The organism is Brytella acorum (assembly GCF_029309905.1).
GTDB lineage: Bacteria > Pseudomonadota > Alphaproteobacteria > Acetobacterales > Acetobacteraceae > Brytella > Brytella acorum.
Genome location: NZ_JARBJP010000007.1, coordinates 74,367 through 100,630, shown reverse-complemented (window position 1 = coordinate 100,630; position 26,264 = coordinate 74,367). Strand labels below are relative to the sequence as shown.

Annotated in this window: 25 protein-coding genes; 19 read left to right on the top strand and 6 right to left on the bottom strand. The window is 64.3% G+C overall.

Annotation, left to right across the window (positions count from 1 at the left end; all coding sequences use genetic code 11):
• Positions 1-51 precede the first annotated feature (51 nt).
• Positions 52-1,617, bottom strand: coding sequence for a TSCPD domain-containing protein (locus PWM43_RS11840; protein ID WP_289842723.1), 1,566 nt, complete (start codon positions 1,615-1,617; stop codon positions 52-54).
• A 197-nt stretch (positions 1,618-1,814) separates the two neighbouring features.
• On the opposite strand from PWM43_RS11840, the gene mlaD reads away from it, so the two are divergent.
• The 9 genes from mlaD to PWM43_RS11795 all read left to right on the top strand — a co-directional run bounded on the left by mlaD (position 1,815) and on the right by PWM43_RS11795 (position 9,607).
• The gene (gene mlaD, locus PWM43_RS11835) at positions 1,815-2,333 is read left to right on the top strand and encodes an outer membrane lipid asymmetry maintenance protein MlaD (protein WP_289842722.1); all 519 of its coding nucleotides are present in this window, start codon (positions 1,815-1,817) and stop codon (positions 2,331-2,333) included.
• On the top strand, positions 2,330-2,536 hold the full coding sequence (locus PWM43_RS11830) for a hypothetical protein (protein WP_289842721.1): 207 nt from the start codon (positions 2,330-2,332) through the stop codon (positions 2,534-2,536). Before mlaD ends, PWM43_RS11830 begins: the two co-directional genes overlap by 4 nt.
• A 92-nt stretch (positions 2,537-2,628) precedes the next feature.
• The gene (locus PWM43_RS11825; protein WP_289842720.1) at positions 2,629-3,321 is read left to right on the top strand and encodes a DUF2155 domain-containing protein; all 693 of its coding nucleotides are present in this window, start codon (positions 2,629-2,631) and stop codon (positions 3,319-3,321) included.
• 109 nt (positions 3,322-3,430) lie between these two features.
• On the top strand, positions 3,431-4,189 hold the full coding sequence (gene otsB, locus PWM43_RS11820) for a trehalose-phosphatase (protein WP_289842719.1): 759 nt from the start codon (positions 3,431-3,433) through the stop codon (positions 4,187-4,189).
• Entirely contained in the window at positions 4,177-5,520 is a 1,344-nt protein-coding gene (locus PWM43_RS11815) for an alpha,alpha-trehalose-phosphate synthase (UDP-forming) (RefSeq protein ID WP_289842718.1), read from the top strand. The genes otsB and PWM43_RS11815 overlap by 13 nt, the downstream gene beginning before the upstream one ends.
• Positions 5,517-6,029, top strand: coding sequence for a disulfide bond formation protein B (locus PWM43_RS11810; protein ID WP_289842717.1), 513 nt, complete (start codon positions 5,517-5,519; stop codon positions 6,027-6,029). The genes PWM43_RS11815 and PWM43_RS11810 overlap by 4 nt, the downstream gene beginning before the upstream one ends.
• A 79-nt stretch (positions 6,030-6,108) precedes the next feature.
• A complete protein-coding gene (locus PWM43_RS11805; RefSeq protein WP_289842716.1) occupies positions 6,109-6,945 on the top strand; it encodes an aldo/keto reductase in 837 nt (278 codons plus the stop codon).
• 199 nt (positions 6,946-7,144) lie between these two features.
• On the top strand, positions 7,145-9,040 hold the full coding sequence (locus tag PWM43_RS11800; RefSeq protein ID WP_289842756.1) for a M1 family metallopeptidase: 1,896 nt from the start codon (positions 7,145-7,147) through the stop codon (positions 9,038-9,040).
• A 114-nt stretch (positions 9,041-9,154) separates the two neighbouring features.
• Positions 9,155-9,607, top strand: coding sequence for a hypothetical protein (locus PWM43_RS11795; RefSeq protein WP_289842715.1), 453 nt, complete (start codon positions 9,155-9,157; stop codon positions 9,605-9,607).
• A gap of 91 nt (positions 9,608-9,698) precedes the next feature.
• Here the strand turns inward: PWM43_RS11795 and PWM43_RS11790 are convergent, their stop codons facing one another.
• Both PWM43_RS11790 and PWM43_RS11785 read right to left on the bottom strand, forming a co-directional pair.
• A complete protein-coding gene (locus PWM43_RS11790) occupies positions 9,699-10,877 on the bottom strand; it encodes a pyridoxal phosphate-dependent aminotransferase (RefSeq protein WP_289842714.1) in 1,179 nt (392 codons plus the stop codon).
• Between the two features lie 112 nt (positions 10,878-10,989).
• Positions 10,990-11,451: a cupin domain-containing protein gene (locus tag PWM43_RS11785; RefSeq protein WP_289842713.1), complete on the bottom strand. Its 462-nt coding sequence runs from the start codon at positions 11,449-11,451 to the stop codon at positions 10,990-10,992.
• A 150-nt stretch (positions 11,452-11,601) separates the two neighbouring features.
• On the opposite strand from PWM43_RS11785, the gene hpnD reads away from it, so the two are divergent.
• The 6 genes from hpnD to PWM43_RS11755 all read left to right on the top strand — a co-directional run bounded on the left by hpnD (position 11,602) and on the right by PWM43_RS11755 (position 17,967).
• On the top strand, positions 11,602-12,480 hold the full coding sequence (hpnD, locus tag PWM43_RS11780; RefSeq protein ID WP_394356076.1) for a presqualene diphosphate synthase HpnD: 879 nt from the start codon (positions 11,602-11,604) through the stop codon (positions 12,478-12,480).
• A 10-nt stretch (positions 12,481-12,490) separates the two neighbouring features.
• Positions 12,491-13,783: a hydroxysqualene dehydroxylase HpnE gene (gene hpnE / locus PWM43_RS11775; protein ID WP_289842712.1), complete on the top strand. Its 1,293-nt coding sequence runs from the start codon at positions 12,491-12,493 to the stop codon at positions 13,781-13,783.
• Between the two features lie 89 nt (positions 13,784-13,872).
• Positions 13,873-15,864, top strand: coding sequence for a squalene--hopene cyclase (shc, locus tag PWM43_RS11770; protein ID WP_289842711.1), 1,992 nt, complete (start codon positions 13,873-13,875; stop codon positions 15,862-15,864).
• Positions 15,864-16,502, top strand: coding sequence for a nucleoside phosphorylase-I family protein (locus tag PWM43_RS11765; protein WP_289842710.1), 639 nt, complete (start codon positions 15,864-15,866; stop codon positions 16,500-16,502). Before shc ends, PWM43_RS11765 begins: the two co-directional genes overlap by 1 nt.
• A 103-nt stretch (positions 16,503-16,605) precedes the next feature.
• Positions 16,606-17,442, top strand: a complete 837-nt coding sequence (gene panB / locus PWM43_RS11760; RefSeq protein ID WP_289842709.1) for a 3-methyl-2-oxobutanoate hydroxymethyltransferase — start codon at positions 16,606-16,608, stop codon at positions 17,440-17,442.
• Positions 17,443-17,544: 102 nt separating this feature from the next.
• Positions 17,545-17,967 (top strand): acyl-CoA thioesterase, encoded by a 423-nt coding sequence (locus PWM43_RS11755; RefSeq protein WP_289842708.1) that lies wholly within the window; start codon positions 17,545-17,547, stop codon positions 17,965-17,967.
• 21 nt (positions 17,968-17,988) lie between these two features.
• Here the strand turns inward: PWM43_RS11755 and PWM43_RS11750 are convergent, their stop codons facing one another.
• On the bottom strand, positions 17,989-19,407 hold the full coding sequence (locus PWM43_RS11750; protein WP_289842707.1) for a sodium:solute symporter: 1,419 nt from the start codon (positions 19,405-19,407) through the stop codon (positions 17,989-17,991).
• 180 nt (positions 19,408-19,587) lie between these two features.
• Here PWM43_RS11750 and PWM43_RS11745 point away from each other — a divergent pair, with 180 nt between their 5' ends.
• The 3 genes from PWM43_RS11745 (at position 19,588) to PWM43_RS11735 (ending at position 21,766) form a co-directional block, all read left to right on the top strand.
• Positions 19,588-20,745, top strand: coding sequence for a serine hydrolase domain-containing protein (locus PWM43_RS11745; protein WP_394356077.1), 1,158 nt, complete (start codon positions 19,588-19,590; stop codon positions 20,743-20,745).
• 212 nt (positions 20,746-20,957) lie between these two features.
• Positions 20,958-21,290, top strand: coding sequence for a hypothetical protein (locus tag PWM43_RS11740; protein WP_289842705.1), 333 nt, complete (start codon positions 20,958-20,960; stop codon positions 21,288-21,290).
• Positions 21,287-21,766 carry a hypothetical protein gene (locus PWM43_RS11735; protein ID WP_289842704.1) on the top strand — a complete coding sequence of 160 codons (480 nt, stop codon included), beginning with the start codon at positions 21,287-21,289 and terminating at the stop codon, positions 21,764-21,766. The genes PWM43_RS11740 and PWM43_RS11735 overlap by 4 nt, the downstream gene beginning before the upstream one ends.
• An 18-nt stretch (positions 21,767-21,784) precedes the next feature.
• Here PWM43_RS11735 and PWM43_RS11730 read toward each other — a convergent pair whose 3' ends face one another.
• The gene (locus tag PWM43_RS11730) at positions 21,785-22,855 is read right to left on the bottom strand and encodes a YeiH family protein (RefSeq protein WP_289842703.1); all 1,071 of its coding nucleotides are present in this window, start codon (positions 22,853-22,855) and stop codon (positions 21,785-21,787) included.
• Between the two features lie 88 nt (positions 22,856-22,943).
• Between PWM43_RS11730 and PWM43_RS11725 the strand changes: the two genes are divergently transcribed.
• On the top strand, positions 22,944-23,876 hold the full coding sequence (locus PWM43_RS11725; RefSeq protein WP_289842702.1) for a LysR substrate-binding domain-containing protein: 933 nt from the start codon (positions 22,944-22,946) through the stop codon (positions 23,874-23,876).
• Between the two features lie 140 nt (positions 23,877-24,016).
• Here the strand turns inward: PWM43_RS11725 and PWM43_RS11720 are convergent, their stop codons facing one another.
• Positions 24,017-26,257: a primosomal protein N' gene (locus PWM43_RS11720; protein ID WP_289842701.1), complete on the bottom strand. Its 2,241-nt coding sequence runs from the start codon at positions 26,255-26,257 to the stop codon at positions 24,017-24,019.
• Between the last annotated feature and the right edge of the window lie 7 nt (positions 26,258-26,264).

Sequence of the window (26,264 nt, the reverse complement as noted above, 5' to 3'; positions counted from 1 at the left end):
TGTGTTCTTCAACCTTGTGGCAGTGGTGTTTGTGAAGGTTCGATCTGACGATCAACCGACCAGTCTCAGCCCCGCCCTGCGGCGCGGCGTGCCTGAGTCTTCGGGCATGGACAAGGGAAGCATGGGATCTTCCATGGCTTCCGGTTCGGCCTCCGGCGCCGCGTCCGGCAGGCGCTTGCCGAGATAGGCTTCGGACAGGGCCCGAAACGCATAATCGAGCAGAGACGTGGCATAGGCTGCGATCGGATCGCCCTCGACCGTTCCGCAGGGACCGAAACGCGTATGGGCGAAGCGTGCCACATAGGCGTCCAGTGGCGCGCCGTATTGCAGACCGACCGTCACCGCCTGTCCCACGCTGTCGAGCAGGCCGCGCACCATCGCGCTTTCGCGGGCTGGAACGATGGAAACCTCACCGATCGAGCCGTCTTCGTATTCGCCCGTCCGCAGATAGAGCTTGTGACCGCCGACCGAAGCGCGCTGCGTGAAGCCGCCATGCCGTGCGGGGAGCGGGCGGCGTGTTCCGCGTTCGAGGCGGGCGGGGCGGCTTGGCAGGGCGAGCGGGTCCGGGCGCGCGGGCATGCGATCCACGAAGCCGTTCAGCGCGCGATGCATGGCCTGATGGGCGGTCGGGCCGGGGAGGGAAATCGGAGACGTGCCGGTCATGGCGGCGGCCAGAGCCGTTTCGGGCGTGAATCCGCGATGGGCCAGACGCGCGATCGTGCTAGGCCGCAGATGCCCTTCCGCGTCCAGAGGGGAAAAGATGGGCGTCAGTCCGCAGGATTCGACGCCGAGCAGCGCATCCACGGGACCTGGCGACGAAAAGCCGGTTTCGATCGGCGCATGACGGGGCGCGTCTTCGGCGATACCGCTCTCGTCGCGGATCAGGGCAGCATGCTCGGCCAGCCCGGGGATCGGAAGGGATGCCGGGGGCAGGGGCACGGGCCCGGCTCCCTGTCTGGCCAGAGATGAGGCCAGCCATGCCAGCGCGCAGGCGGCGTCGCGGCCGAGATGGCTGTCATAGTCCATACCCAGCAGGGCAAGGCAGGCGTCGAGGTTGGTCAGAAGCAGCGTGCCCGCGGGGCCGGTTCGAGTCTCTTCGTCCGGCATACGTGGAGCGAGAGCCTCGAAAAGCGGGAGTTCACCGTTCAGCGTGTCGGCCGCGACCCCGTATTTGCGCCGTAGCACGTCGCAGGCCAGCCGGATGCTGGCGATGAACGCGTCGGTGGCGAACAGTCCGTCCTGAACGAAGGCCGCAAGATTGACGATGAAACCGCCGTTGCGATCCTGCATGCCTTGCCAGACGGACGCGATCGGCGCGAGCTGACGCATCAGGAGGAGGCAGGCGAGCGCCTTGCCGGGTGGCAGGAGATCTTTGCCGGAAGCGGGCGCGGGCAGGGCGTCCATCTCCGCCAGCCAGCGACCGGCTTCCGTGGTCAGCCGGATGGCGGCCATCGATTCCGGGCCGCGTGGCGGTGCGAGCTGAAGCAGCGCGCACGCGGCTTCGTCGTCCCACGGGGCGGGCAGGATGACGGACTGGACGGTCGGGTCATCGGGGTCGGCGGTGACGTGCGCAGTGCGCATGCGAACGCCGTTCCAATACTGGCGGGCTGCTGTCATGTCGTGATCCTAGGCCTGCGGGAGACCGCAAGAAAGCGCCTTAAAGCCTGCGATATGGTGGATAATACTCCGTATAACGTGGATATGGGGGATAACATCGGATGAGGCGCGGGACGGGATGCATGGACGCCACCCGGTTTAGCCTGTAGTACTGACGGCATGTCCTTCACCTTTGATGTCTTCGGGGCCTGACTTCCATGAGTGCAGCGACCGGCGTCCGTGCGCGCCCTGCCACTGTAGAACTCGTTACCGGTCTGCTGGTGCTGGGGGTTCTAGTCGTCCTGATCGTGGTCGCCATTGGCGGCCGACATCGTTCGGGGAGCGACGGTTATCCGTTGAACGCGGTTTTCAATCAGATTGACGGTCTCGATGTCGGTTCCGACGTCCGTCTTTCCGGCATTACCGTCGGGCATGTGACGGGCGAGGTCGTGGATCCCAAGGATTTCAGGGCACGCGTGACCTTTACAGTGCGTCCCGATATCAAACTGCCGGTCGACAGCGCCGCGATCGTTACGTCCGACTCCCTGCTGGGCGGCAAGTACATCGCGCTCTCGCCGGGTGGCAGCGAGACGATGCTCAAGGCGGGCGGCGAAGTTATCCAGACGCAGGGCTCCATCAGTCTGGAGCAGTTGCTGAGCAAGTTCATCTTCTCGGTGACGGATACGTTGCAGAAATCCAAGCCGCAGTCGGGGAAGGCCTCGGGAGGGCTGGAATGAGTGCTGCGACGGCCTGGCTGGACCGCGACGGCGCGCCGATCGGCTGCGTGGAAAAGCTGAAGGTTCTGCGCGAGAACGAGGAAGAGCTGCGGCAGGTCATGCAGGATGCCTTCGAGGACGCGGTGCTGATGGGCGTCGCGCCGGAGGCGATGCGGGTTTTTTTCAACGATATGGTGGCGCGATTGCGCGAGCCCGGGGCCTGAACGTGCGCCATCCCTTTTCGATTCCGCTCTCTATTCCGTTTCTGGTGGCCGGTTGTTTCGGATTTGCGCCTTGCGCTGTGGCGGCTACGCCCGTGGCGGGTCCTGTGATGTATCCGGCGGTCACTTGGCAGGGGCGTGGCGCGGCTGTTCTGCGGGTTCTCAATCGCGTGGACTCGCGTATCGAGCTTCTGACCATTCCGGTTGACGGGGAAGGGCGGTACGGCAGCCTGCATATCGCGCTGCATCGCTGCGTGGATCGGCCGCCGACGCTGCCCGGAGACGCCGCGATCCAGGCGACGATGACCGATGATTCCGATCCCGCCGTGAAATTCGACGGCTGGATGATGGCCGCCGAACCCGCTCTCGCCGTCCTGCAAAGTCCGCTTTATCAGGTGAGTGTCGTATCCTGTGGCGGGGATGTGCGCGCGCCTTTGGTCGGCCCTCTTCCGGCGGCCCCTCAGCCCCGGATCTCGACCGACACGCCCACTGCCCAGCAGACCGTCTCGGGTGACGGGGAAGCTCTGACAGGTGAGGCGGGCGTCATCCAGCTGGCCCCCACACCGGGCGCGGTTCAGCCTCTTCAGGCGCCCCCGCAATCCGGCCGCAGGCAGGCATCTTCACCTTCGAACGAGACGTCGTCCGGGCCGATGATGCTGGCGCCTTCCGCCGAACCTTCCGCTCCGGCGGGTGCGGGGCCTCTGCCGCTCTCGCCGCCTTCCCCGCCCCCGGATCCGGCTCGGAACGGCGACAGATTGCCGCCTCCGCAGCCTTTGCAGGACCCTTGACAGAGGAAATATCGCGACGTCCCCTGTTTTTGTCACGATATGATGTCACAATGCACCGATTACCGTCCCTGGTCAGGGTGAAGCCGCCTTAAAAGGAGGAAACTGGACCATGACAGACACGACTGCGACGCGGGATACGACAGTATCGCCGCATATCGACATCGCGCCTGGGCACGCTGCTTTTCTGCTCGATTTTGACGGGACGCTCGTCGATATCGCACCGACGCCTGACAGCGTGGTGGTCGAGCCCGGACTTGCCGAAACGCTGATACGGCTGCGCGACCTCTGCGGAGGGGCGCTTGCGATCGTGACCGGCCGCCCGATCGAACAGGTTGATCATTTCCTGCCGGGCGTCCCGACGGCGGTTTGTGGCGAGCACGGGGTGGCCATCCGCCGCCATCCTGGCGATCCGATCAGCCGGGATACACTGCTGGAATTGCCTCCGGCATGGCTGATGGAGGCCGAACGTCTTGTCGCGGCCTGGCCTGGCGCCAGTCTTGAGCGCAAACGGGCCGGGTTCGTGTTGCATTATCGTGGCGCGCCGGAAGCCGGATCTCCGATGGAAGCGGCGATGCGATCATGGCTGGAGGGCCAGAGCGCCTTTGAGCTTCATCCCGCGAAAATGGCATGGGAGATTCGCCCGGCCGGGATCGACAAGGGGAACGCGGTGCGCGCCCTTATGGAGGCAGCTCCCTTCGCGGGACGTCGCCCGATTTTCGTGGGCGATGATGTGACCGATATGGACGGCATAAGGGCGGCCGAACTCGTCGGCGGTGTGGGCTTCCGGATCCCGGAAGACTTTCCGACCCCTCATGCTTTCCGCATGTGGCTGCGACATTACGCGGAGGTGCGTGCATGGGACGTCTGATCGTTGTTTCCAACCGGGTGCCGTCGCCCCGCGAGCGCACACAGCCCGCCGGCGGCCTCGCCGTGGGGCTTCGTGATGCGATGAAAGGGGTGGAGAGCGTCTGGTTCGGCTGGTCGGGGCAGTATTCCGAAGACTCAGCGGATCAGGAGCCGGTTTTCGACAAGGTTGAAGGCGTCACTTTTGCGACGGTGGATCTGACACGGGAGCAATACGAGCGTTTTTACGAAAACTTCTCAAATGCCCTGCTCTGGCCGCTCTTTCATTATCGTATCGGGATCATCGACTTTCATCGTGAGGATCTGAGGGTCTATCGCGAGGTGAATGCGATGTTCGCCGATCATCTTGTCCGGTTTCTGAAGCCGGACGATACGATCTGGGTTCATGACTATCATCTGATGCCGCTGGGTGCCGAACTGCGCAAACGCGGCGTCAAATGCAAGATCGGTTTCTTCCTGCATATTCCGTTCCCGCCGTGGAGCGTCATGCGCGTCCTGCCTCCGGCGGCGGAATTCCTCCGGGAGATGGTTTCGTATGATCTGATCGGTCTTCAGACCGAGGAGGACGTGCGCAATCTCAACGAATGCTTCCGTGGCTGCGGTCTCGACAAGGCGGCGCAGGCCTTCCCCATCGGAATCGATCCCAAGGAATTCGCGCAGCAGGCCGTTGACAACATTCGCGATCCCGAAGTGAAACGCCTCAAGGACAGCCTGCGCGGACGCAAGCTGATCCTGGGCGTGGATCGCCTGGATTACTCGAAGGGCATTCCCGAGCGGCTTCGGGGTTACGAGACCCTTCTCAAGCGGTATCCGGAGCATCTGCGGGGCGCTGTTTTCCTGCAGATCTCGCCGCTGTCACGCGCCGGGGTCTCCAGTTATCAGACGCTGCGCCGCGAACTCGATGAGCTGGTGGGTTTCATCAACGGCCAGCATGCCGATTTCGACTGGACGCCCATCCGCTATCTGACCCAGCCCGTGCCGCGTGCGTTGCTGGCGAGCTTTCACCGGCTCGCGGATGTGGCGCTCGTCACACCGTTGCGCGATGGCATGAACCTCGTCGCCAAGGAGTTCGTGGCGGCTCAGGACGCTGCGGATCCCGGCGTGCTGGTTCTGTCCCATTTCGCGGGAGCGGCGCCGGAAATGGAAAACGCGCTGCTCATCAATCCTTATGATTGCGACGATGTGGCCGATGCGCTCGACCAGGCATTGACGATGCCTCTGGACGAGCGGCAAAAACGATGGGAAGCGCTGAACGAGGAAGTGACGCGCAATACCGCGGCGCATTGGGCGCGGCATTTTCTTGAGGTGCTTGGGGAGACAGCCAGTCCATCATGACACGTTCGGCCGTTCAGAGCAGTCTCGGGGTTCTGCTGATTTTCGCAAGTTTCTTCGCATTGGGAACGGCGTGGTATTCGCAGCACGTTCTCGGTGAAGTGCCATGCGAACTCTGCCTGGTCGAGCGCGTACCGTGGCGGTTTATTTTTGTCGCGGGCGTTCTGGCGTTCGTCGTGCCCCGGCGTGTCGGATTCTGGTCTCTGGTTGCGGGGCTTGTTCTGCTTACCGCGAGCGCGTTGCTCTCATTTGTGCATGTGGGGGTCGAGCATCACTGGTGGGAGAGCCCGTTTCCGTCGTGTCGGGCGCCGATCGTGCATGGCAGCACCTATCGTGAGAGGCTGCTGAGCATGCCGCTGCGGCCGACAAAACCTTGTGATGCGCCAAGCTACGTGTTCGGACTCCCTTTCTCGATGGCGGCGCTCGAAGGCGTTTATTCCGCGGTTCTGGCGGCCATCGTGATCGTCGGACTCGTGCGGCCGGGCGCGCTCGCGGATACGCGGCGGTCATAAACGCGTGGCCTGAATTGAACCGTCGGGCGATGTGAGTCTTTAACTCCGGATATGCCGCCATCCGGTGAAAGGACACATCATGACCATCCCAGTTCTCAAAACCCATGATGGACTGACGCTGCCCGCCGTTTCGTTCGGAACGTACAAGCTCAATGGTTCGGCCGGCGTCGAGGCGATGAAAAGCGCGATCGACGTAGGTTACGTATGGCTGGACAGCGCGTTCAATTACGAAAACGAAGGCGCGGTCGGCAAAGCCGTGCGAGACGGGCGTGTTTCCCGCGACAAGCTCATCGTGGCCTCGAAGCTGCCGGGACGTCATCATCAGTATGACGAAGCGCTGGCTACGATCGAGGAGTCGCTCTATCGCGCCCAGCTCGACTATTACGACCTCTATTATATTCACTGGCCCAATCCCAAAGAGGGCAAGTATGTCGAGGCCTGGAAGGCGCTGGTGGAAGCCAGGCGGCGCGGTCTGGTTCGCTCGGTCGCGGTGTGCAATTTCCTGCCCGAGCATCTTGAGCGCATCATCGAAGCGACCGGCGAGGTTCCGAGCGTCAACCAGATCGAGCTGCATCCGTATTTTCCGCAGGACGCGCAGCGCGCCTGGAACAAGGCGCATGATATCGTAACCCAGGCATGGAGTCCGCTTGGCCGTGCGAGCGCCATGCTCAAGGACCCGGTCCTGACGAAGATTGCCGAGCGCCTGGGCCGGAGCGTTCCGCAGGTGATCCTGCGTTGGCATACGCAGCTTGGCGTCGTGCCGATCCCCAAATCCGCCAAGCCCGAGCGACAGAAGGACAATCTGTTCCTGTTCGACTTCGAACTGACTGCGGATGATATGGCCGCGATCGCAACATTGGCCCGTCCGGACGGACGCACCAAAAATCAGGATCCGTCCTTCTACCAGGAGTTCTGATAGAAGGTTCGGCCTACGGTCGTCTTGCCGGATCGAAAGCGTTACGGTACCGCATAGGAACGTTCTTGATGTTCCCGGGGGTGGTATGCGGCGTCTTTTCCTGTGGTGTTCGACGATCTTCCTGTCTTCCCCGGCCTTTTTGCTCGCAACGGCGAGCGCGGGGGAGCCTCCCGCTCCCAGCCAGAATGCGCCTCTGGCGATGCGGCAGGTCTTCGCGCCTCTGGTTCTGCCGGACGCCTCTGACCGATATCGTTCGGGCAGTGGGCTGCCGGGGCCGGATTACTGGCAGAATCGCGCGGATTACAGCATTAGCGCGCATATCGATCCGGCTTCCCACGTTCTGGGCGGCGACGAGACCATCACCTATACGAACAACAGCCCGGATGCGCTGGATGTCCTGTGGGTGCAGCTCGATCAGAACATCTACAAGGACGGCGCGCGGGCCGGGTTCTCCAACCCGGAGCGTCATCCGCACCATACGGACGGCATGGTGATCGAACGGGTGGAGGTTGGAGAGGCTGCTCACCGTCAGGCGGTCGCGACGCTCGTCTCCGATACCCGTATGCAGGTGCGTCTTCCGACTGCGCTGGCCCATGGCGGCAGGGTGCGGCTGCATATCGTGTGGCATCACACCATACCGGGCGTCTGGGGTGGCCGGACGGCGGTGACGCCGGTCAGGGACGGCACGATCTTCGAGGTCGCGCAGTGGTATCCCCGCATGGCCGTGTACGATGACCGGCGCGGCTGGGACACGCTGCCCTTCCTCGGGCAGGAATTCTTCCTCGATTACGGCGATTTCGACTATGCGGTGACGGTTCCGTGGAACTTCACGGTCGCCGGGTCCGGCGCGCTGGTCAACCCGGCGGAAGTTCTCACGCCGAAGGAGCGATCCCGCCTCGACGCCGCCGGGAAGAGCGACACGCGCGTTATGATCCGCACGGCGGAGGACGTGACCGATCCCGCGAGCCATCTGGCCCGTGCGGGAGAGAAAACCTGGCGCTTCCACATGACCAACACGCGCGACGTGTCTTTCGCGGCGTCAGATGCCTTCGTGTGGGATGCCGCTCGCATCAACCTGCCGCCGGTCGCCCCCGCGCCGGGCATGAAGCCGGTGCCGCGACTGGCGATGTCGGTCTATCCGCGCGAGGGGATCGGACCGCAGGCGTGGGATCGCTCGACGGATTATGTCAAACACGCCATCGAGTATTTTTCGCAGCAGTGGTTCGCCTATCCCTGGCCGAACGCCGTCAATCTGGGCGGTCATGGCGCGGGTATGGAATATCCCGGCATCGTGTTCGATGGATGGGAGGATCACGGGCCGGAACTGTTCTGGATCACGACGCATGAGCTGGGCCATGACTGGTTTCCGATGATCGTCGGCTCCAACGAGCGTCGCAACGCCTTCATGGATGAAGGCTTCAACACGTTCATCGACGTCTATGCATCGGACCATTTCAATCACGGGGAATACGCGCCCAAGAGCGATAGCGAGTTCGCGCCGAAAACCGGTCGTCCGGCGGAGGATATCCTGCCGGTTCTGACCGATCCGCAGGCGCCGACGCTCATGACGCCGTCCGAACTGGTATCGGAAAAATACCGCCATCCGGTGACCTATTTCAAATCGGCCTACGGGCTGATGCTGTTGCGCGAGCAGATCCTCGGACCGGAACGGTTCGACCCGGCTTTCCGGCGTTATATCGCCTCCTGGGCGTTCCACCATCCGACGCCTTCGGATTTCTTCCGCTTCATGAGCAGCGAAACGGGCGAGGATCTGACATGGTTCTGGCGGGGCTGGTATTTCGAGAACTGGGCGCCGGGCTACGCGCTCGACAGCGTCGCGGCGGCCAAGGACGGCGGCACGATGGTCGTCGTGCGCAACACGGGCAAGCTGCTCCTGCCGGTGACGCTGTGCGTCACCTATGCGGATGGCTCTCATGAGGATCGGGTGGTGCCGACGGAAAGCTGGTATCTGCATGATCATGTGACGATCACCCTGCCGGACGGCAAGCGGGTCGCGCGGGCCGAACTCGATCCGGATCACAAGCTTCCGGAGCCGGACCGGACGGATAATGTGCGCGATGTTTCCGTGCCCTGATCGGGTCGTCTATCGCGCGCGATGGGAAAGGGAGAGACGGAGTTGGCGCAGGTCTGGATGTGGGCCCTGAAAATTCGGAGGAAGGTGTGTTTCCCTGGATCGTCGTTGCTGGCCATGGCGACTTTCGCGCATCCTTGCGCCGGAGCGGAAAAGACTTCAGAGACCGCGTTCTACACCAATAGCTGTTACGAAAAGGAAAGCGGGGACGTCGCGGGCTACGTCGTGAAAGAGCAGGGCGGTGGCCCGCATCCGGATCTTTGGATTTACTGGTCCGAAGGTGTTTTCATGGAACCGGCGCCTGCGAAGATCGTCAACGACGCGCGGGCGCCCGGACGTTTCGCTTTTGTGGCCTCATTGCCGGGCGGCTCCCGCCGACTGTCTTTTGACGGCGTGAAGACCGACAGGGCTCTGGAGGGGATGATGACCTCTCCGTGGGACACGACGCCCAGACACGTCGTGTTGGAGCGTCGTCCCGAGAAGGAAGCTTTCGACCCGCAACGCCATGTCGGCACGGGCTACTGCGCGCCTTTGACGTCGAGCCCGTCGTCAGAGGCACAGCATCCATAGATTTCGCGGCATCGCCATGTCATGCCGTGCCTCGATTTTTATGTGAAAACTCCATCTCTTCTGGGGCGGAGCCTGTCACCGGTTCGCGTGATCACGCCATGATCCTGTCCAGCGCGGCGCAGAATCCTTCCATGTCCCGCATCGATCCGATCGTCACGCGTGACATGGTCGGCCAGATGGGCCAGTTGCGGCCGATCTCGATCTTCTGCCGCGCGAAGGCTTCCTTGACGGCGGGGGCCGGTTTTTTCCAGTCGACCAGAATCATGTTGGCCTGGCTTCCGGGAATAAAGCGAATGTTTCGCCTGGTCAGATGGGCCAACGTCATGTCGCGTGCGGCGATCATGTCATTGCGGCGCTGGAGGATCATGTCCTTTTCGACGAGGCTTGGGCCACCGACGGCCATGGCGACGACGCTCAGCATGCTGATGAGGTTCTCGCCGTCGAAACGCATCATGCGGTCGTGCAGGGCGGGGCTTGCGAAGGTAAGGCCGAGACGCAGACCGGCCATGCCGAAGAGTTTGGAGAAGGTGCGCAGAACGAGGACGTCGTCACGGCCTTGTGTGAGGGGAATGGCGCTCCGGGCGGTCGAGAAGTGGATATAGGCCTCGTCGACGACCAGCACCGCGTCCTTCGGCTTGTTGTCGGCCAGCCACTGGATGTCTTCGAGCGACGTCACCGTGCCGGTCGGGTTGTTCGGCGAACAGATATAATACATGCCGGCGTTCGGGTCGGCGCGCAGCATGGCGCGGACATCGGTGGCGTAGTTGTTGGCGGCCGAGAGCGGCACGCGGGTCAGCTTGGTCCTGAGCCATTCGGCGCTTCCCCAGACCGCCTCATAGGTCGGGTTGGCGGTTACGACGCCGCGCGTCGGCGAGCAGAAGCAGATGACCGTGCGTAGCAGAGGCTCCGACGAGCCGGGCCAGGGCAGAACGTTCCCGACCGGAACGCCTTCCACCGTGGCAGCGGTCTCGATCAGGGTTTTGCGCAGGTGGTCGGGTTCGTAGCGGTTGCCCTGAAGGACGATCGCCTGTCCGGCCGCCGCCGGGGAAGGGAACGGTCCCGTCCAGCACTCGTTGGTGCTGATGCGGATCATGTCGGTATGGCCGACGAAGCCCGGATCTTTTCTGGGGGCGGCGGCGAAGGCTTCCGGCATCAGGCTGCCGAATGCGGCGCCCACCGACAGCAGGGAAGAAATGCGCCCGAACTGGCGGCGTGAATAGCCACGGGCGCGGAGATCGTCCTCAACCTCTTTCGAAAAAACCGTGGCCATATGCGCGTCTCCCTGTGCTGCGGGCGATTTCTGAATCCCGCACCACGCTAGGGAGGGCGGCATGGCGCTGTCAATGTCGTTCCGACGTGAAAACCTTCGGGTTGGAACCCGCTCAGTATTCCGGATTTTTCTGGTCTTCGGGAACCGAGGTCGGCGTGCCGGGGGTGCCGGAATAGGTCAGCAGCAGAACCGTTCGGGTGTCGCCCGAAACCCCGCGATGGATGTCGTTGACGCTCTCGGCGAACGCCTCGCCCTGATGGAAGGTTTTCTCTTTGCCGCTTTCCCGATCCTGGATCGTCAACTGCCCTTCGAGGACGTATCCCGCGTTTGGAACCGGGTGGTGGTGCCAGGGCAACGCCGTATGGGGCGGAATGGTCAGCTTCAGCATCGTGAGCTGGGGCTGGGTGGTCGGATAGTGCTCATAGGCGACGCCGTTCCAGGAGTGATCGTCTTTGAGCAGCGTCTGCGCGTGGGCCGTGGCGCTTTTCGGCGGTGCGGCGCGGGCAGCGACGGGTATGGCGCAGCAGAGGGCGGCGAGAATGGTGGTCCGGGACATGGACAGGGATATGGACATGCTGGAAATTCTCCGTGCTCTGTGGAGGAAAGACGAAACGTCAGATTTTCATGACGTGGAACGGCATGAAACGGCGGTCACTTTGTCGTCTTGATGTTTTACGGCTAGAAGCGCCAGCGGTTCATTACGGTCGGGACGTCCCGGCATGGCATGGAGAGAGCCTTGAGCGGATGGCAAGCCGGCGAAAGCCGCGTAACCGATACCGATCGTATGCATGTCGAGGCGGTGGTGACCCGGTCGGGCACATCGTTCGCGCGGGGCATGAAGGTCCTGCCGAAGGATCGACGCTATGCCATGTTCGCGATCTACGCGTTCTGTCGCGAGGTCGACGATATCGCCGATGGCGACGTTGTCGTGCCGGATCGCGGCGCGGCGCTGGCCGGGTGGCATCAACGCATCGTGCGTATTTACGCGGGCGAGACGCAGGATGCGCTGGATCGGGCGCTGTATGACGCCGTGCGTCGCTACGATCTGCGCCAGGCGGATTTCGACGCGGTGATCGACGGCATGGCCATGGACGCCGAGACCATCATCGTGGCGCCTGACGAGGCGACGCTCGACCTCTATTGCGATCGGGTGGCTTCGGCGGTGGGTCGTCTGTCGGTCCGGGCTTTCGGCGATGCCTCGGAAGCGGCGGACAGGGTGGCGTATCATCTGGGCCGCGCGCTCCAGCTGACCAATATCCTGCGCGATCTCGACGAGGATGCGGGGCGCGGACGGCTATACCTGCCCCGCGAGCTGTTGCAGCGTTACGATGTGCCGCTCGATCCGAACGAGGCGCTCTATGCGCAGGGGCTGGATACGCTGTGCCGCGTTCTCGCGGCGCGGGCACAGGATCATTTCCGCGCGGCGGTCGTGGCGATGAAGCGCTGCGATCACCGGGCGATGCGACCGGCGCGCATGATGGCGGCGTCCTATGCCTGTGTTCTGGCGGCTCTGATGAAGCGCGGCTGGCGTCATCCGGAACGGCCGGTGAAGGTCAGCAAGCTCGTGCGCGGCGTGCGGTCGTTGATTGCCTACGCGGTCTGAGGGCGACGTCATGACCCATGTGCATGTGATCGGCGGCGGGCTCGCCGGGCTTTCGGCGGCCATCGAGCTGGCGGGGCGCGCGTTCGTGACGGTCCATGAGGCGGGGCCGGCCTGTGGTGGGCGGGCGCGCTCCTATCATGACAAGGCGCTCGGCACGCGCATCGATAACGGCAATCATCTGGTGCTCTCCGCCAATGACGCTGTGTTTCGCTATCTGGGGCTGATCGGGGCCGAGAAATCCCTCAAAGGCCCCGGCGTTCCGATTTTCCCCTATTTCGATCTCGAAGCCGATCTGGCCTGGGCGCTCAGGCTCTCCAGAGGACGGGTGCCGTTCTGGGCGTTGCCGGGCGGGGCGCGCGTGCCGGGCATGAAGATGCGCGAACTGGGTTCGCTCTTCCGGCTGCTGAAGGCGGATGACGCGGCAACCGTCGAGTCCTGTCTGATCCCGGGAATGCTGAGCCGCCGCCTTCTGGAACCCTTCGCCGTCTCGGCGCTCAACACCGATTGTGCGACGGGCAGCGCGCGGCTGCTGGGGAACATCGTCGAGCAGTCTCTGGCGAAGGGCGGCATGGCGTGCTGTCCCTGGTATCCGTCCGAAGGGCTGTCGGAGAGCTTTGTGGACCCGGCCGTCGCGCATCTGGGTGCGCTGGGGAGCGAAGTGCGTCATGGCGCGCGCGTGACGGGGCTGGAGACGCGTGATGGACGTGTGACGGCTCTGGTTTTCGGGGCCGAAACCATGGCGCTCGGGGCGGAGGATCATGTTGTGATGGCGGTGCCCGCCCCTGTGGCCTCCGGTCTTCTGGCGCCCCACTGGCCCGGTTTCACGGCGCCGGACGCGTTCGAGAGCATCGTCAACGTGCATTACCGCCTGCCGGAAGTGCCGGATGTGCGCGGGCGCGTCGCGCAGGCCGGATTCGTCGGCGTGGTCGGCGGGATTACGGAGTGGGTGTTCGTCAAGGACGACATTCTTTCGGTGACGGTGAGCGCGGCCAACCGATATGGGTCAAGAGATCACGAAAATTTGAAAGCAACCATCTGGCAGGAGGTGCGCCGCGTGATCGGACCGGTCGTGAGCGGTGGTTTGCCTGTCGTGATGCCGCCGGTTCGACTCGTGTGGGAGAAGCGTGCGACCTTCGCCGCCACGCCTGCGCAGGACAGGCTACGTCCCGGTGCGGCCACGCCGTTCGGGAATATGGTTCTCGCGGGCGACTGGACGCAGACGGGACTGCCTTCGACCATCGAGGGCGCGATCCGTTCAGGGGTGACGGCAAGCCGGGCTTCGGGGCTTCTGCCGGGGGGCTGAACGGCTCGGATGCATCAAGAATGATGACCGATTTGCGACAATGGAGTAAAATCCCTGTTTTTATGGTCATTTGAGGACGATAGCCGACGATGTTGATCTATTCCGACGTTCTGGAACGGCCTGAAACGCCGGTGGTGCCCGATGCGGCCGCTGCCGATGCGCGCCAGGTTCAGCAGGCCGTGGAAGCCGCGCATGCTGCCCTGAGCGGGCGGCAGCGCGAGGATGGGCATTGGGTTTTCGAGCTGGAAGCCGATGCGACGATTCCGGCGGAATATGTGCTGCTTGAGCACTATCTGGACCGGATCGATGACGGGCTTCAGGCTCGGATCGGTCATTATCTGCGTCGCATTCAGGGCGAGCACGGCGGCTGGCCGCTTTATCATGATGGCGGCTTTGATCTTTCGGCGTCCGTGAAAGCCTATTTCGCGCTGAAGGCGATCGGCGACGATATCGACGCCCCGCATATGAAACTGGCGCGCGAGGCGATCCTGGATCGTGGCGGCGCGGCGCGCAGCAATGTTTTCACGCGGTTTCAGATGGCGTTGTTCGGTGAAGTGCCCTGGTGCGCGACGCCGGCCATGCCGATCGAGCTGATGCTGATGCCCAAACGGGCACTGTTTTCGATGTGGAACATGTCCTACTGGTCGCGCTCGGTCATAGCGCCTCTGCTGGTGCTGCGGGCTAAGGAGCCACGGGCGATCAATCCGCGCGGCATCCATATCCAGGAGCTGTTCGTCACGCCGCCCGACGCGGTGAAAGACTGGATCCGCGGACCGTTCCGCTCCATCTGGGGGCATGCGTTCAAATATGTGGATGTGGCGCTGCAGCCGCTTCAGTACCGCTTTCCCAAAGCTCTGCGCGAGAAAGCGTTCCGTCGGGCCATCGAGTTCATCGAGCCGCGTCTGAGCGGTGGTGGTCTGGGTGCGATCTATCCGGCCATGGCCAATGTCGTGATGATGTATCGCGCGCTCGGCGTTCCCGATAATGATCCGCGCGCGGCGCAGGCATGGCAGGCCGTGCAGGATCTTCTCGTCCATAATGGCGATGAAACCTATTGTCAGCCCTGCGTCTCGCCTGTCTGGGACACCGGACTGGCTGGTCTGGCCATGGCGGAAGCGTCTTCCGGCCCGGCGGCGACCAAACCGGCCGAGACGAAAGCCAGCCTGCGCAAGAGCATGGCATGGCTGCGCGAGCGTCAGATTCTCGATGTGAAGGGTGACTGGGCGCTGAACTGCCCGGATGTCCGCCCCGGCGGCTGGGCGTTCCAGTACGAGAACGACTATTACCCCGATGTGGATGACACGGCTGTCGTCGGTATGTTGATGCATCGTGAAGATCCCGAGGGGAACAGGGAAGCCATTTCACGCGCGCGGGAATGGATCATCGGCATGCAGAGCACCGATGGCGGCTGGGGCGCGTTCGATATCGACAACGACCTCGACGTTCTCAATCACATTCCGTTCGCCGATCATGGCGCGCTGCTCGACCCGCCGACGGCGGATGTGTCCGCGCGCTGCATTTCCTTCCTGGCCCAGCTTGGCGATCCGGATGACCGGCCGGTCATGGACCGTGGGCTCGAATATCTGCGCAGGGAGCAGGAGCCGGAGGGATGCTGGTTCGGGCGCTGGGGCACGAACTATATCTACGGCACCTGGTCGGTTCTGTGTGCGTTTAACGCGGCGGGCGTGCCGCATGACGATCCGGCGGTCCTGCGGGCGGTGCGCTGGCTGGAGAGTGTGCAGCGTTCCGACGGTGGCTGGGGCGAGGATTGCGCGAGCTACGAAGGCGGACCGCCGGGAGAATACAAGACGAGCCTGCCGACGCAGACGGCCTGGGCCGTTCTGGGACTGATGGCGGTGGGACGCCGCGACAGTGAGGCTGTCCGTCGTGGCATCGCGTATCTCGTGACCGTGCAGGGCGAGGACGGCGAGTGGCAGGAAGAGCCTTATAACGCCGTCGGTTTCCCCAAGGTCTTCTATCTTCGCTATCACGGCTACAAGCAGTTCTTTCCGCTCATGGCGCTGTCGCGTTTCCGCAATCTCGGCCTGAGCAATGCCGGGCGCGTCGAGTACGGGTTCTGATGCTTGGCGCGCTGGTTGGCCTGAAAGCCGAAGCGAAGCTTCTGCGGATGCTTCTGCCGGATGCGCCGATCGCCGTGAGCGGCGCGACGTTCGAGGGCGCGTGCGGGGCGATGGATCGTCTGCGACGGTCGGGCGCGACGTCGCTGCTGTCATTCGGATGCTCGGCGGGTCTTTCACCGGACGTTCGCGCCGGAGCCGTTCAGGTCGCGGCCTGGGTGGATGTCGATGGCGTCACCTACGAAACGGACTCCGCGATGCGGGCGCGTTTCGGGGCGGCGTTGCCCGATGCGCTGGGAGACGGGCTGCGTCACAGCGATACGCTGGTCGTGACGGCGGCTGAGAAAGAGGCGCTGTACAAGCGGAGCGGCTGTCTGGCTGTTGATATGGAAAGCGGGCTGGTGGCGCAAAGCGGGCTGCCGTTTGCCGTGCTGCGCGTGGTCTGTGACGATGCGCGTCGTGATCTGCCGCCGGTCGCCTGCGATGTGCTGGCCGGTGGACGGATTTCCGTGCCGCGGCTGATCGGGGGGCTGGCGCGTCAGCCGGGGCAGATCGGTGCGCTGATCGCGCTGGGTCGCGAAGCGGCCCGCGCCCGGCAGTCCATGAAGGCGTTTCTGACGCGCCTCGCCGTTTCAGGGTAGGTCCTGGAAGGAGAGCGCCCGGCCTCCGGGTTCTGCAAGGGGACCTTAATCTCTCTGATTCCGCATGTTGTTTGCGACCCGGCGATCGGGCAGACTCGTTTTCATGAGTGTTCAGAGTTCCTCCTCCGGCCTGTCGGTCCCGAAAATCCGCGCGCGCAAGGGAGGCGCGCCGATCGTGGCGTTGACCGCCTATAGCGCCCTGTCGGCGCGGCTGGTCGATCCGCATGTCGATGTCATCCTCGTCGGCGATAGTGTGGCGATGGTTGAGCACGGCATGACGTCGACACTGGGGGCGACGCTTGAACTCATGATTCTGCATGGTCGGAGCGTGGCGCAAGCGGCGAGCCATGCGCTGGTCGTCGTCGATCTGCCGTTCGGCAGCTACGAGAGCCGTCCGGAACAGGCCTTCGAAAATGCGTCGCGTGTGATGCGCGAGACGGGATGCGCCGCCGTGAAGCTCGAAGGCGGTGTGGCCATGCGCGAGACGATTGCTTTCCTGACACGTCGTGGCGTGCCGGTCATGGCCCATATCGGACTGACGCCGCAATCGGTCATGACGATGGGCGGGTTTCGGACGCAGGGTCGTGACGAGGCCGACTGGGCAATAATCGAGGCCGATGCGTTGGCCGTGAGCGAAGCCGGTGCGTTCGCGGTTGTTCTTGAGGGAATGGTTGAGCCTCTGGCCGTGCGGATTACGGAAAACCTTTCGATTCCGACGATCGGCATTGGTGCATCCGCGCGGTGCGACGGGCAGATTCTCGTGCTGGAGGATATGCTGGGGCTGACGCCGCGCGCGCCGAAATTCGTCCGGCGTTTCGGGACGCTGGGCGATGCGGCGCGCGGTGCGGTCGAAGCCTATGCCCAGGCCGTGCGGGAGCGGAGCTTTCCGGCCGAGGCGGAAACCTATGCCGCGACGCAAGCCATTGCGCCGCTGGAGTGAAGCCGTTCAGTCGTTCGTGATCGCCGGGGCCGCTTCGGAGGCTTGTCGCGTTTCCTGGACGGTTCCAACAATAACGTCTCCTTCACGACGGACATGGAACCCATGAGCGGCACCTCTTCTCCCACCCATCCTCATCGCCGCGAGAAACCGACGGCTCCAACGGGGGATGTCTTCCTGCGGACGTTGTGTCTGGCGAGCGATCTGAATTCGGTGGGTACGATGTTCGGCGGCTGGATCATGGCGCAGCTCGACATCGCGGCGACGCTGGCGGGCAATGCGCGTGCGAAGGGACGGGTGATGACGGCGGGGGTGAATGACCTGCGGTTGGTGCGGCCATTGCTGCCGGGGCATGAAATACAGATCTACTGCCATCCGGTGCATGTCGGGCGGACATCGATGCAGTTTCAGACGGAGCTCTGGGCGCGCCAGCCCGGGGACGAGGCGCTTGAATATTGCGCCCATGCGGTGTTCGTGATGGTGGCCATCGATCATGACGGGAAGCCGCGGGCTGTTCCCGCGGGCTGATCCGCTGTCAGAAAGGCTCTGTCAGGTTCGCAGGCTGCTCAGGCGTCCGGCTGCCAGCCCGGCCACAGCTCCGGCGGGCACGAGCCATGAGAAGGCGATGCCGTGCCCGTCCAGCTCAATCCGGGAGAGCGTGGCGACGGTGAGCACGGAAATTGCAAATGCGATGAGCGCGTCGCGCCCGGTGGCGCGCGGGCTTGTCATGGCCAGCAGAAAGACGCCCAGCACGGTGCCATAGCAGTAGGACGTGATCGAGAAGGCGAAAAGCACGGTCGATTGCGGGCCGCCGGAAAAGGCGAGCGTAGCGACGATCAGAGCCGCTCCCCAGAAGGCGGTGATGCCGCGTGACAGTGCCGTTTCGGGCCAGGGAAAACGGGCCAGGAGGGGGCGGAAATCGCCCATGACCGCGCCTGTCATGGCGTTCATCGCGCTCGAGAGCGATCCCATCGTGGCTGCGAGGATTCCTGCTACCAGAAGGCCGCACAGGGCTGGCGGCAGCGTGAGGATGAAATCCGGGAAAAGGTGATCGGGGGTGGCCAGCGGCGCGGCGTGGTTTTGTGTGCTCAGGAGCGCGCCGATGAGGGAAAGCGACGTGAAAAGCACGGCGACAAGCAGCGCGCTGCCGATCATGGCGCTCTGAGCGCCGCGCAGGCTGCGCGCCGCGAGGCAGCGCTGGATCATGAGCTGGTCCGTGCCGTGCGAGGCCAGTGTCAGCACCGTCCCGCCCAGGATCGCGGCGGCGAAGGTGAAGGGATCGGTGAGCGGCGGCAGGCCGTGCGAGAAAAGACGGGCATGGCTGATCGTCTCGGCGAGTGCGCCGTCGGGCAGGCGGTGGAGCAGGATCGCGATGCCGGCAAAGGCGCCTGTGAGATAGAGCACGAGCTGGATGGAGTCCGACCAGATGACGGCGCGCAGACCGCCGAGCATCGTGTAGGACAGGGTGAGCGCCATGATGACGATTAGCAGGGCGAGCCGTCCGAACGGGCTCGTCACGCCCGGCAGGCCCGAGGCGGCGCATAACGCGGCGACGGGGAGCATGCCCGCGAAGAGGCGGACGGATTCCGCCAGAACGCGTGTAACGAGGAAGGTGGCCGATACGAGGCGTTGCGTGACGGAACCGAAGCGCTGGCCCAGATATTCGTAGGCGCTCGCCATGTCCCGGTCGCGAAACAGGGGCAGGAAGAAAAGCGCCACGATCACGCGCCCGATCAGATAGCCGATCGCAAGGCCCGTGAAGACGAAAGAACGTCCGTAGGCGACGCCGGGGACGCTCACGACGGTCAGGGTCGAGGTTTCCGTGGCCACGATCGACAGGCAGATGGCCCAGGCGGGCAGATCGTGATGGGCGCGCGAGGGGTCGCCGTGCTGGCCGCGTGAGAGCGCCAGGGAGATGGTGGGCAGGAGCACCATATAGGCGACGATGACGAGCACGGCGATGGACATGGCTCCTGCCTACCCCGTCGTTCGCCTTTCGCAAACATCCTGAACGTGTCCGTTCCATGAGCCTGGGTTATCGCCCGTGGCGCGGGGAGGGGATTGTCGGTCCCGGAAGATCGCGACAGGATGGCGTTCATGAAACACAATGATGCGCGTGATTCGTTTCGCATGAGCCGCCGTGCGCTCATGGGTTCGCTACCGGTCTGGGGCTCGCTGCCGGTCTGGACGGCTCCGCTTCTGGTAACGGGATGTGCGGCGACGCCGGGAGAACGCTTTGCGCCGATCGAGCGGCGTGTGCGGCGGGACATCGCGGCGGGGCATACGCCGGGCGCGGTCGTGACCGTGTGTCATCGCGGGGCGCTCGTCTATCGGGGTGTTTTCGGCGCGCGCGCGCTGGTGCCGGAGCGTCTGCCGATGACGTGGGAGACGCATTTCGACATGGCGTCCCTGACCAAGGTGCTGATCACCGCGCCGAGCCTCATGCAGTTCTGGGAGGCGGGGTTTTTCGGGCTCGACGATCCTGTCGCGCGATACTGGCCCGAATTTGCCGCGAACGGCAAAGACGGCATTACCGTCCGGATGTTGCTGACGCATTATTCCGGCCTGCCGCCGGATGTCGATCTCAAGACGCCCTGGACGGGCAAGGAGGAGGGGCTGCGCCGGGTCATCGGATCGACGCCGGACCATCCGCCGGGGACGAATTTCGTCTATAGCGACATCAATTTTCTCGCGCTCGGTTTTCTGGTCGAGCATTTCAGCCGGTTGCCGCTGGACGTCTATGCGCGGCAGCATATCCTGAAGCCGATGGGGCTGGACCAGTCGGGATTTCTGCCGTCCGCCGCGCTGAAATCCGTGATCGCGCCGACGCAGTATGACGAGAATGGCGTGATCCTGGACGGCGTGGTGCATGACCCGACGGCTAGGCGCATGGGCGGAGTGGCCGGTCATGCGGGGTATTTCTCGACACCCGGAGACACGACGCGTTACGCGCTCGCGCTGATGGATCGGCTGAAGGGGCGCGCCAGCGCCTTTCCCCTGAAACGGGAAACGCTGCAACTCATGACCACGCCGCAGCAGCCCCTGAAAGAGGCCACGGATATCCGGGGTCTGGGGTGGGATATCGCGACCCATTTTTCATCGCCTCGGGGCGCGATTTTTCCGACGGGATCTTTCGGCCATACCGGCTATACCGGCACGTCGCTCTGGTTCGATCCCTTCTCCGACAGCGCCGTGATGATCCTGACCAATCGTGTTCATCCCGATGGAAAGGGCAATGTCGTGGCTCTGCGTCGCGATGTCGCCACACTGGCGGCGCGGGCGCTGGGGCTGGAAGCGCGCGGCTAAATCTACCCTGCCGGGGTTGGCTTTCATGAACGTGTCGAGGCGTTCCGGGCGTCTCTTCATGGGTCATCGAGGCGGGTGGTTTCTGGTTTGTTCAAAAGGAAAATGTTGCAAGACGGAATGGTTTTGCCTATGTCTATGGCACAGTGCCAATTATGAGCGTCCGCTTTTCGGGCGCTTTTTTTATGCCTGCATTTTAAATCCGAGAGAATTTGATGACTGTTGAACTGCAAATGACCCCGCTGGGCGCCGCACCACTGGGACTGAGGCTCCTTGAGGACCGTGTGTTGAGACTGGAAACGCTGTCCGGCACGTTATCGGATCAGCAGGAGCAGATGCGGGCGGAAATGCGTCGCGAAATCCTATCGCTACGCGAACAGATGAAATCGCTGGAAGTGAAAGTCGATAGCGGCAACCGGGAGGTGAATTCAAAGCTCGATCGACTGCTGGGCGAACGTGCGGTGGTGACCGGCCTGATCACGCTGATCACCTCCGTTCTCGGAACGGGAGCGGTGCATTTCGCGTTTTCGCTGGGGCAGAACGGATGAACGGGCTGGATCTCGGTCAACTCAAGCATTGTGTCGTCGTGCCGACGCTGGAGGCGCTGGGACTGGCGCAGCCCGCGGCGATCAACCTCGTGACCGGTACGGCGCTGGTCGAAACGCGATGTGTCTATCTCCGGCAACTCGGGGCGGGGCCGGCGCTTGGTCTGTGGCAGATGGAGCCGGAGACGCATGACGACTGCTGGGTGAATTATCTGAATTTTCCGGTGCGCCATGCGCTGCATGTCACGATCAGGGCGATGCTGGCGCCCGACCTGCCGCCGCTGGCGCAGCTTGTCAGCAATCTGCGCTATGCCTGCGCCATGACGCGGGTGCGATATCTGCGCGCACCCGCGCCTTTGCCCGATGCGCGGGATGCCGCGGCTCTGAGCGCCTATCACAAGCGGTATTACAACACCGTTCTGGGCGCGGCCGACGTGGCGGCGAACAGGGCGATGTTTGCCGAAGCGTTGACGGTGTGAGCCGGGGCGGAAGCCGCGTCATGCGCCGGGGAGCAGGCGCAGGACGATGAGACTGAGCGTGGCGAGGCCCAGGAGCGAGAGCGTCACGGTCAGGGCCACGCGAAGTCCGGCCCGGGCGACGGAGCCGAGATCCACGCCCAGACCGAGCGCGCCCATGGACATCACCGTGAGTCCCGTGGCCATGGTTTTGGCCAGCGCGACCAGCGTGCCGGGCACGAGGCCGGTGGAACGGAACGCGATGAGGATCAGGAAGCCGATGATGAACCACGGTACGAAGCGGAAGATCCGTCCGTGTTTGCGCGTCTCGTCGTGCGGGGTGTCGCTCCCGGGGAAGAAAAGCGCGGCGACCAGCGAGAGGGTCACGCAGACGGGTCCGAGCATCAGGACGCGCACCAGTTTCACCACCGTGCCGACCTGCATGGCGACGCTGCCGAAAGGGGCTGTGGCGGCCAGGACCTGCGGCACCGCATAAACCGTCAAGCCCGCGAAAGCGCCATAGGTGCTGTCCTGCATGGCCAGGGCGATGCCGATGAATGGCAGGGTCAGCACGACCGCCACGCCCAGAACGGCCGTGAAGGCGATCGCGGCGGCGACATCCCTGCTGTCGGCCCGGATGACGGGCGCGACGGCGGCGATGGCGGAATTGCCGCAGATGGCGTTGCCGCACGCGACCAGGAGCGCCATGCGTGCGGGCAGGCCGAGCGTCCGACCGATGGCGAAGCCGAGCAGCAGGGTGACCGCCACGATGGCGGCGATTCCGACCATCAGCAGCGGGCCGATGGCGAGAAGGCTGGTCGTGCTCACGGAAAGGCCGAGCAGGACGACCGAAATTTCCAGGAGCGTGCTGGCGCAGAAGGCGATGCCGGGTTGATGGCGCGGATCGGGCGTCCAGACGCTGCGTATCGCCGTGCCCGTCACGATGGCGAGGACGAGCGCTTCGAGCCAGGCACGGCCGAAAGCGGCATGTTCCGCGGCCTCGAGAGCATAGGCGATCGCGGTCACGCCAGCGCAGGCCGCGAGGCCGGGCAGGCGCGCGCGCGTCGCGGCGATGAGACGGTTCGAGGTCGGGTGTGGCCTGGATCGTGGCATGAAAGGTTCTCCCGACGGCCGGGATAGTGGATTTCAAACAATCAAAAAAATGAATTGATCTGTTTGTTTCGTTCGTTAAATTCGATGAATGACTTTGGAGCAGCTTCGGATTTTTGTCAGCGTGGCCGAGCGCGAGCACGTGACGGCGGCGGCCAGGGCCCTGAACGTCACGCAATCGACAGTGTCCGCGTCCATTGCGGCGCTGGAAGCCCGTCACGCGATCCGACTTTTCGATCGCGTCGGACGGGGTATCGTTCTGACGGAGGCCGGGCGGATTTTTCTCGACGAGGCGCGGCGCGTTCTGGCCGATGCCGAGCATGCGCGGAACGTTCTCGACGAGCTGGGCGGTCTCAGGCGCGGCACGCTGCGGATGATGGCGAGCCAGACGATCGCGGGTTACTGGCTGCCGCCGCTCGTTGTGGAATATCGACGGCGCTTTCCCGCGATCCGGATTCTGGTGGAACTGGGCAATACGGAGCAGGTCGCCAATGCCGTCCGCGAAGGGCGGTCCGAACTCGGCGTCGTGGAAGGCCATGTCGATGATCCGGCGCTTATGGCATGGACCGTGGGCTTCGATCGTCTGCGGCTCGTGCGGTCGACGCCGTTTGACGGAGAGACCGTCGATCGGAACTGGCTTGAAAACGCGGCCTGGATCGCGCGTGAGCCGGGGTCGGGGACCCGTTCGTTTCTCGACAGAGCGCTCCGGAAGTCAGGGATTAATCCGTCGACGCTTCGCGATGTTCTGGTTCTGCCTTCGAATGAAAGCGTGCGGACGGCGGCGGAATCGGGCGCGGGCGTGGCGGCGCTCTCTTCTCTCGTGGTCTCCGCGGCGCTGGCTTCAGGGGCCTTGTATGCGGCCCCGCTCGATTTCGGGCCGCGCCCTTTCTTCGGACTCAGTCACAGGGAACGCAGTCGCAGCCGGGCCGTCGCCGCTTTTCTGGATCTGATCGGAGAGATGGGCGAAGCAGAGTCGGGCCGTGGAGCGGGGGCTGGTCCGGGATCGTCACGGGCGCGGCCATGAGGTCACATTCTGGGCGGTGCGATACCGGGGATACATTGCATCACGCTCCCGGTATCGCCTCGATAAATGCTGGGATATTTATGACTAAAAAGAGGCGTAGAGCGCTCTTTTTGTGTTCTTTTCATAAAAACCACACGCATTTAGAGAAACGACACGGGATCGATGTCGATTTCAACTTTCTCCTGAGACGCGGTTCGCAGTCCCGCCAGCCAATGGCGCAGGATAGGCTGAACGGCGATGTTGCGCGGCGCGCGCAGCAGGAGGCGGCGACGGTGACGCCCCCGCAGCAGCGCGAGCGGCGCCGGGGCGGGACCGAGAATCTGCACGCCCGGGATCCGGGGGGCGTGCTCGCCGATCGTGCGGGCGAGACGATCGGCGGCTTCGGCGGTGTGGGCGCTGACAATCAGCGCGGCGAGGCGGCCATAGGGCGGCCAGAAGCCCGGACGGCGCTGGGCGGCTTCCTGGGCCAGGAAGCCCTGATAGTCGCCCGAGACGAGCGCTTTCATGACGGGATGCTCGCAGACATAGCTCTGGAGAAACACGTGGCCGGGCGCTTCGGCGCGGCCCGCGCGGCCGGCCACCTGATGGAGCAACTGGACCGTGCGTTCGGCGGCGCGCAGATCGCCGCCGCCGAGGCCGAGATCCGCATCCACCACGCCGACGAGCGTCAGATGCGGAAAATGCCAGCCTTTGGCGACGATCTGCGTACCGATGATGAGATCGACCTCGCGCGCCGAAATCTGACGGACGGCCTCGGCGGTGGCCTGGGGTGAGCCGAGCGTGTCCGAGGCCATGACGAGAATGCGCGCATCAGGGAAACGGGCGCGGGATTCCTCGAGGATGCGTTCGATGCCGGGGCCGATCGGCACGAGACTGTTCTCGGCCTGACAGCCTGGGCAGGTCGGTGGCATGGGCTCGGTATGGCCGCAATGATGACAGGCGAGTTCGTGGCGGACGCGATGCTCGACCAGCCAGGCCGAACAGTTCGGGCATTCCATGCGAAAACCGCAGGCGCGACAGAGGGTCAGGGGCGCGTAACCCCGCCGGTTGAGGAACAGCATGGCCTGTTCGCCGCGGGCGAAGCTCTGTTCGATGGCGTCGGTCAGGACGGGCGAGAGGAACAGCCCGCGTTCGGGCGGATGGGTGCGCATGTCGAGAAGTTCGACATCGGGCATGAGGGCGCCGCCGTGGCGGTCCGCGAGGTGCAGATGGCGGTAGCGCCCGGCTTCGACGTTCGCGACGGTTTCGAGGCTCGGAGTGGCGGAGGCCAGGACGATCGGCACATCGGCGAGGCGCGCGCGCACGACGGCCATGTCGCGACCGTGATAGGTCACGCCGTCTTCCTGCTTGAAGGCGGTGTCGTGTTCCTCATCCACGACGATCAGCCCCAGATCCACGAAAGGCAGGAACAGCGCGGAGCGCGCGCCGACGACCACGCGCGCCTGACCGTCGAGCACGGCGCGCCACGTGATGCGGCGACGCTTCGTGCCGAGGTCCGAATGCCAGATGGCGGCCTGCGCGCCGAAGCGCTTCGTGAAGCGCTCGGCCCATTGCGCCGAGAGCGCGATTTCGGGCAGCAGCACGAGAACCTGACGGCCCTGCCGCAGGGCCTCGGCGACCGCTTCGAGATAGACTTCCGTCTTGCCGGACCCGGTCACGCCTTCGAGCAAGGTCGCGCTGAAACAACGCGCGTCCACACCGGCGCGCAACTCCTGCGCGACCTCCGCCTGTCCGGGGGAGAGAACGGGCGGGTTGAAGGCGGGGTCGAGGGTTGCGAAATGCGCCTCGGGCGGCAGGGGTGTTTCGCGCAAAAGGCCGATGGCGGCCATGCCGCGTATGACGGCGGGGCTGGCATCGGCGAGGCTTGCGAGGTCGCCCGTCGAGCGCGGGGCGTTGCCGAGGGCTCCGAGAACGCGTGCGCGGGCCGGGGTCATGCGAATGTCGGCGGGGTCGGTTTCGCCACGCGTCCAGCCAAGCCTGGGGCGGGGCGTGTCGGTGTTGCAGGCACGCAGGGCCATGGCGAGCACGAGGCCGGGCGGCGTCAGCGTATAGGCGGCCAGCCAGTCCACGAAGCGGCGCAGGGATTGCGGCAGGCGTGGAATGTCGAGGGTCGCGCGGATGGGACGCAGCCGCCTGACGTCGATGGCGGGTCCGGGCGGGGCCGCGAGATCGGGGGGCACGGTCGAGTCGACGTCCCAGACGCAGCCGGTTTCCTCCCGTCGTCCGAGCGGGACGCGGACGAGCGTTCCCGGCTCCGGAATGTCGCCGACGGAGGGGGGGAGATAGTCCAGCGGGCCGGGGAAAGGGAGCGGCAGGAGAACGGGCAGGCGTTCGCGGCTCTCGCGCTTGTCCTTCGGCTCGACTAATGTTTCCCGCATCATGCTGACT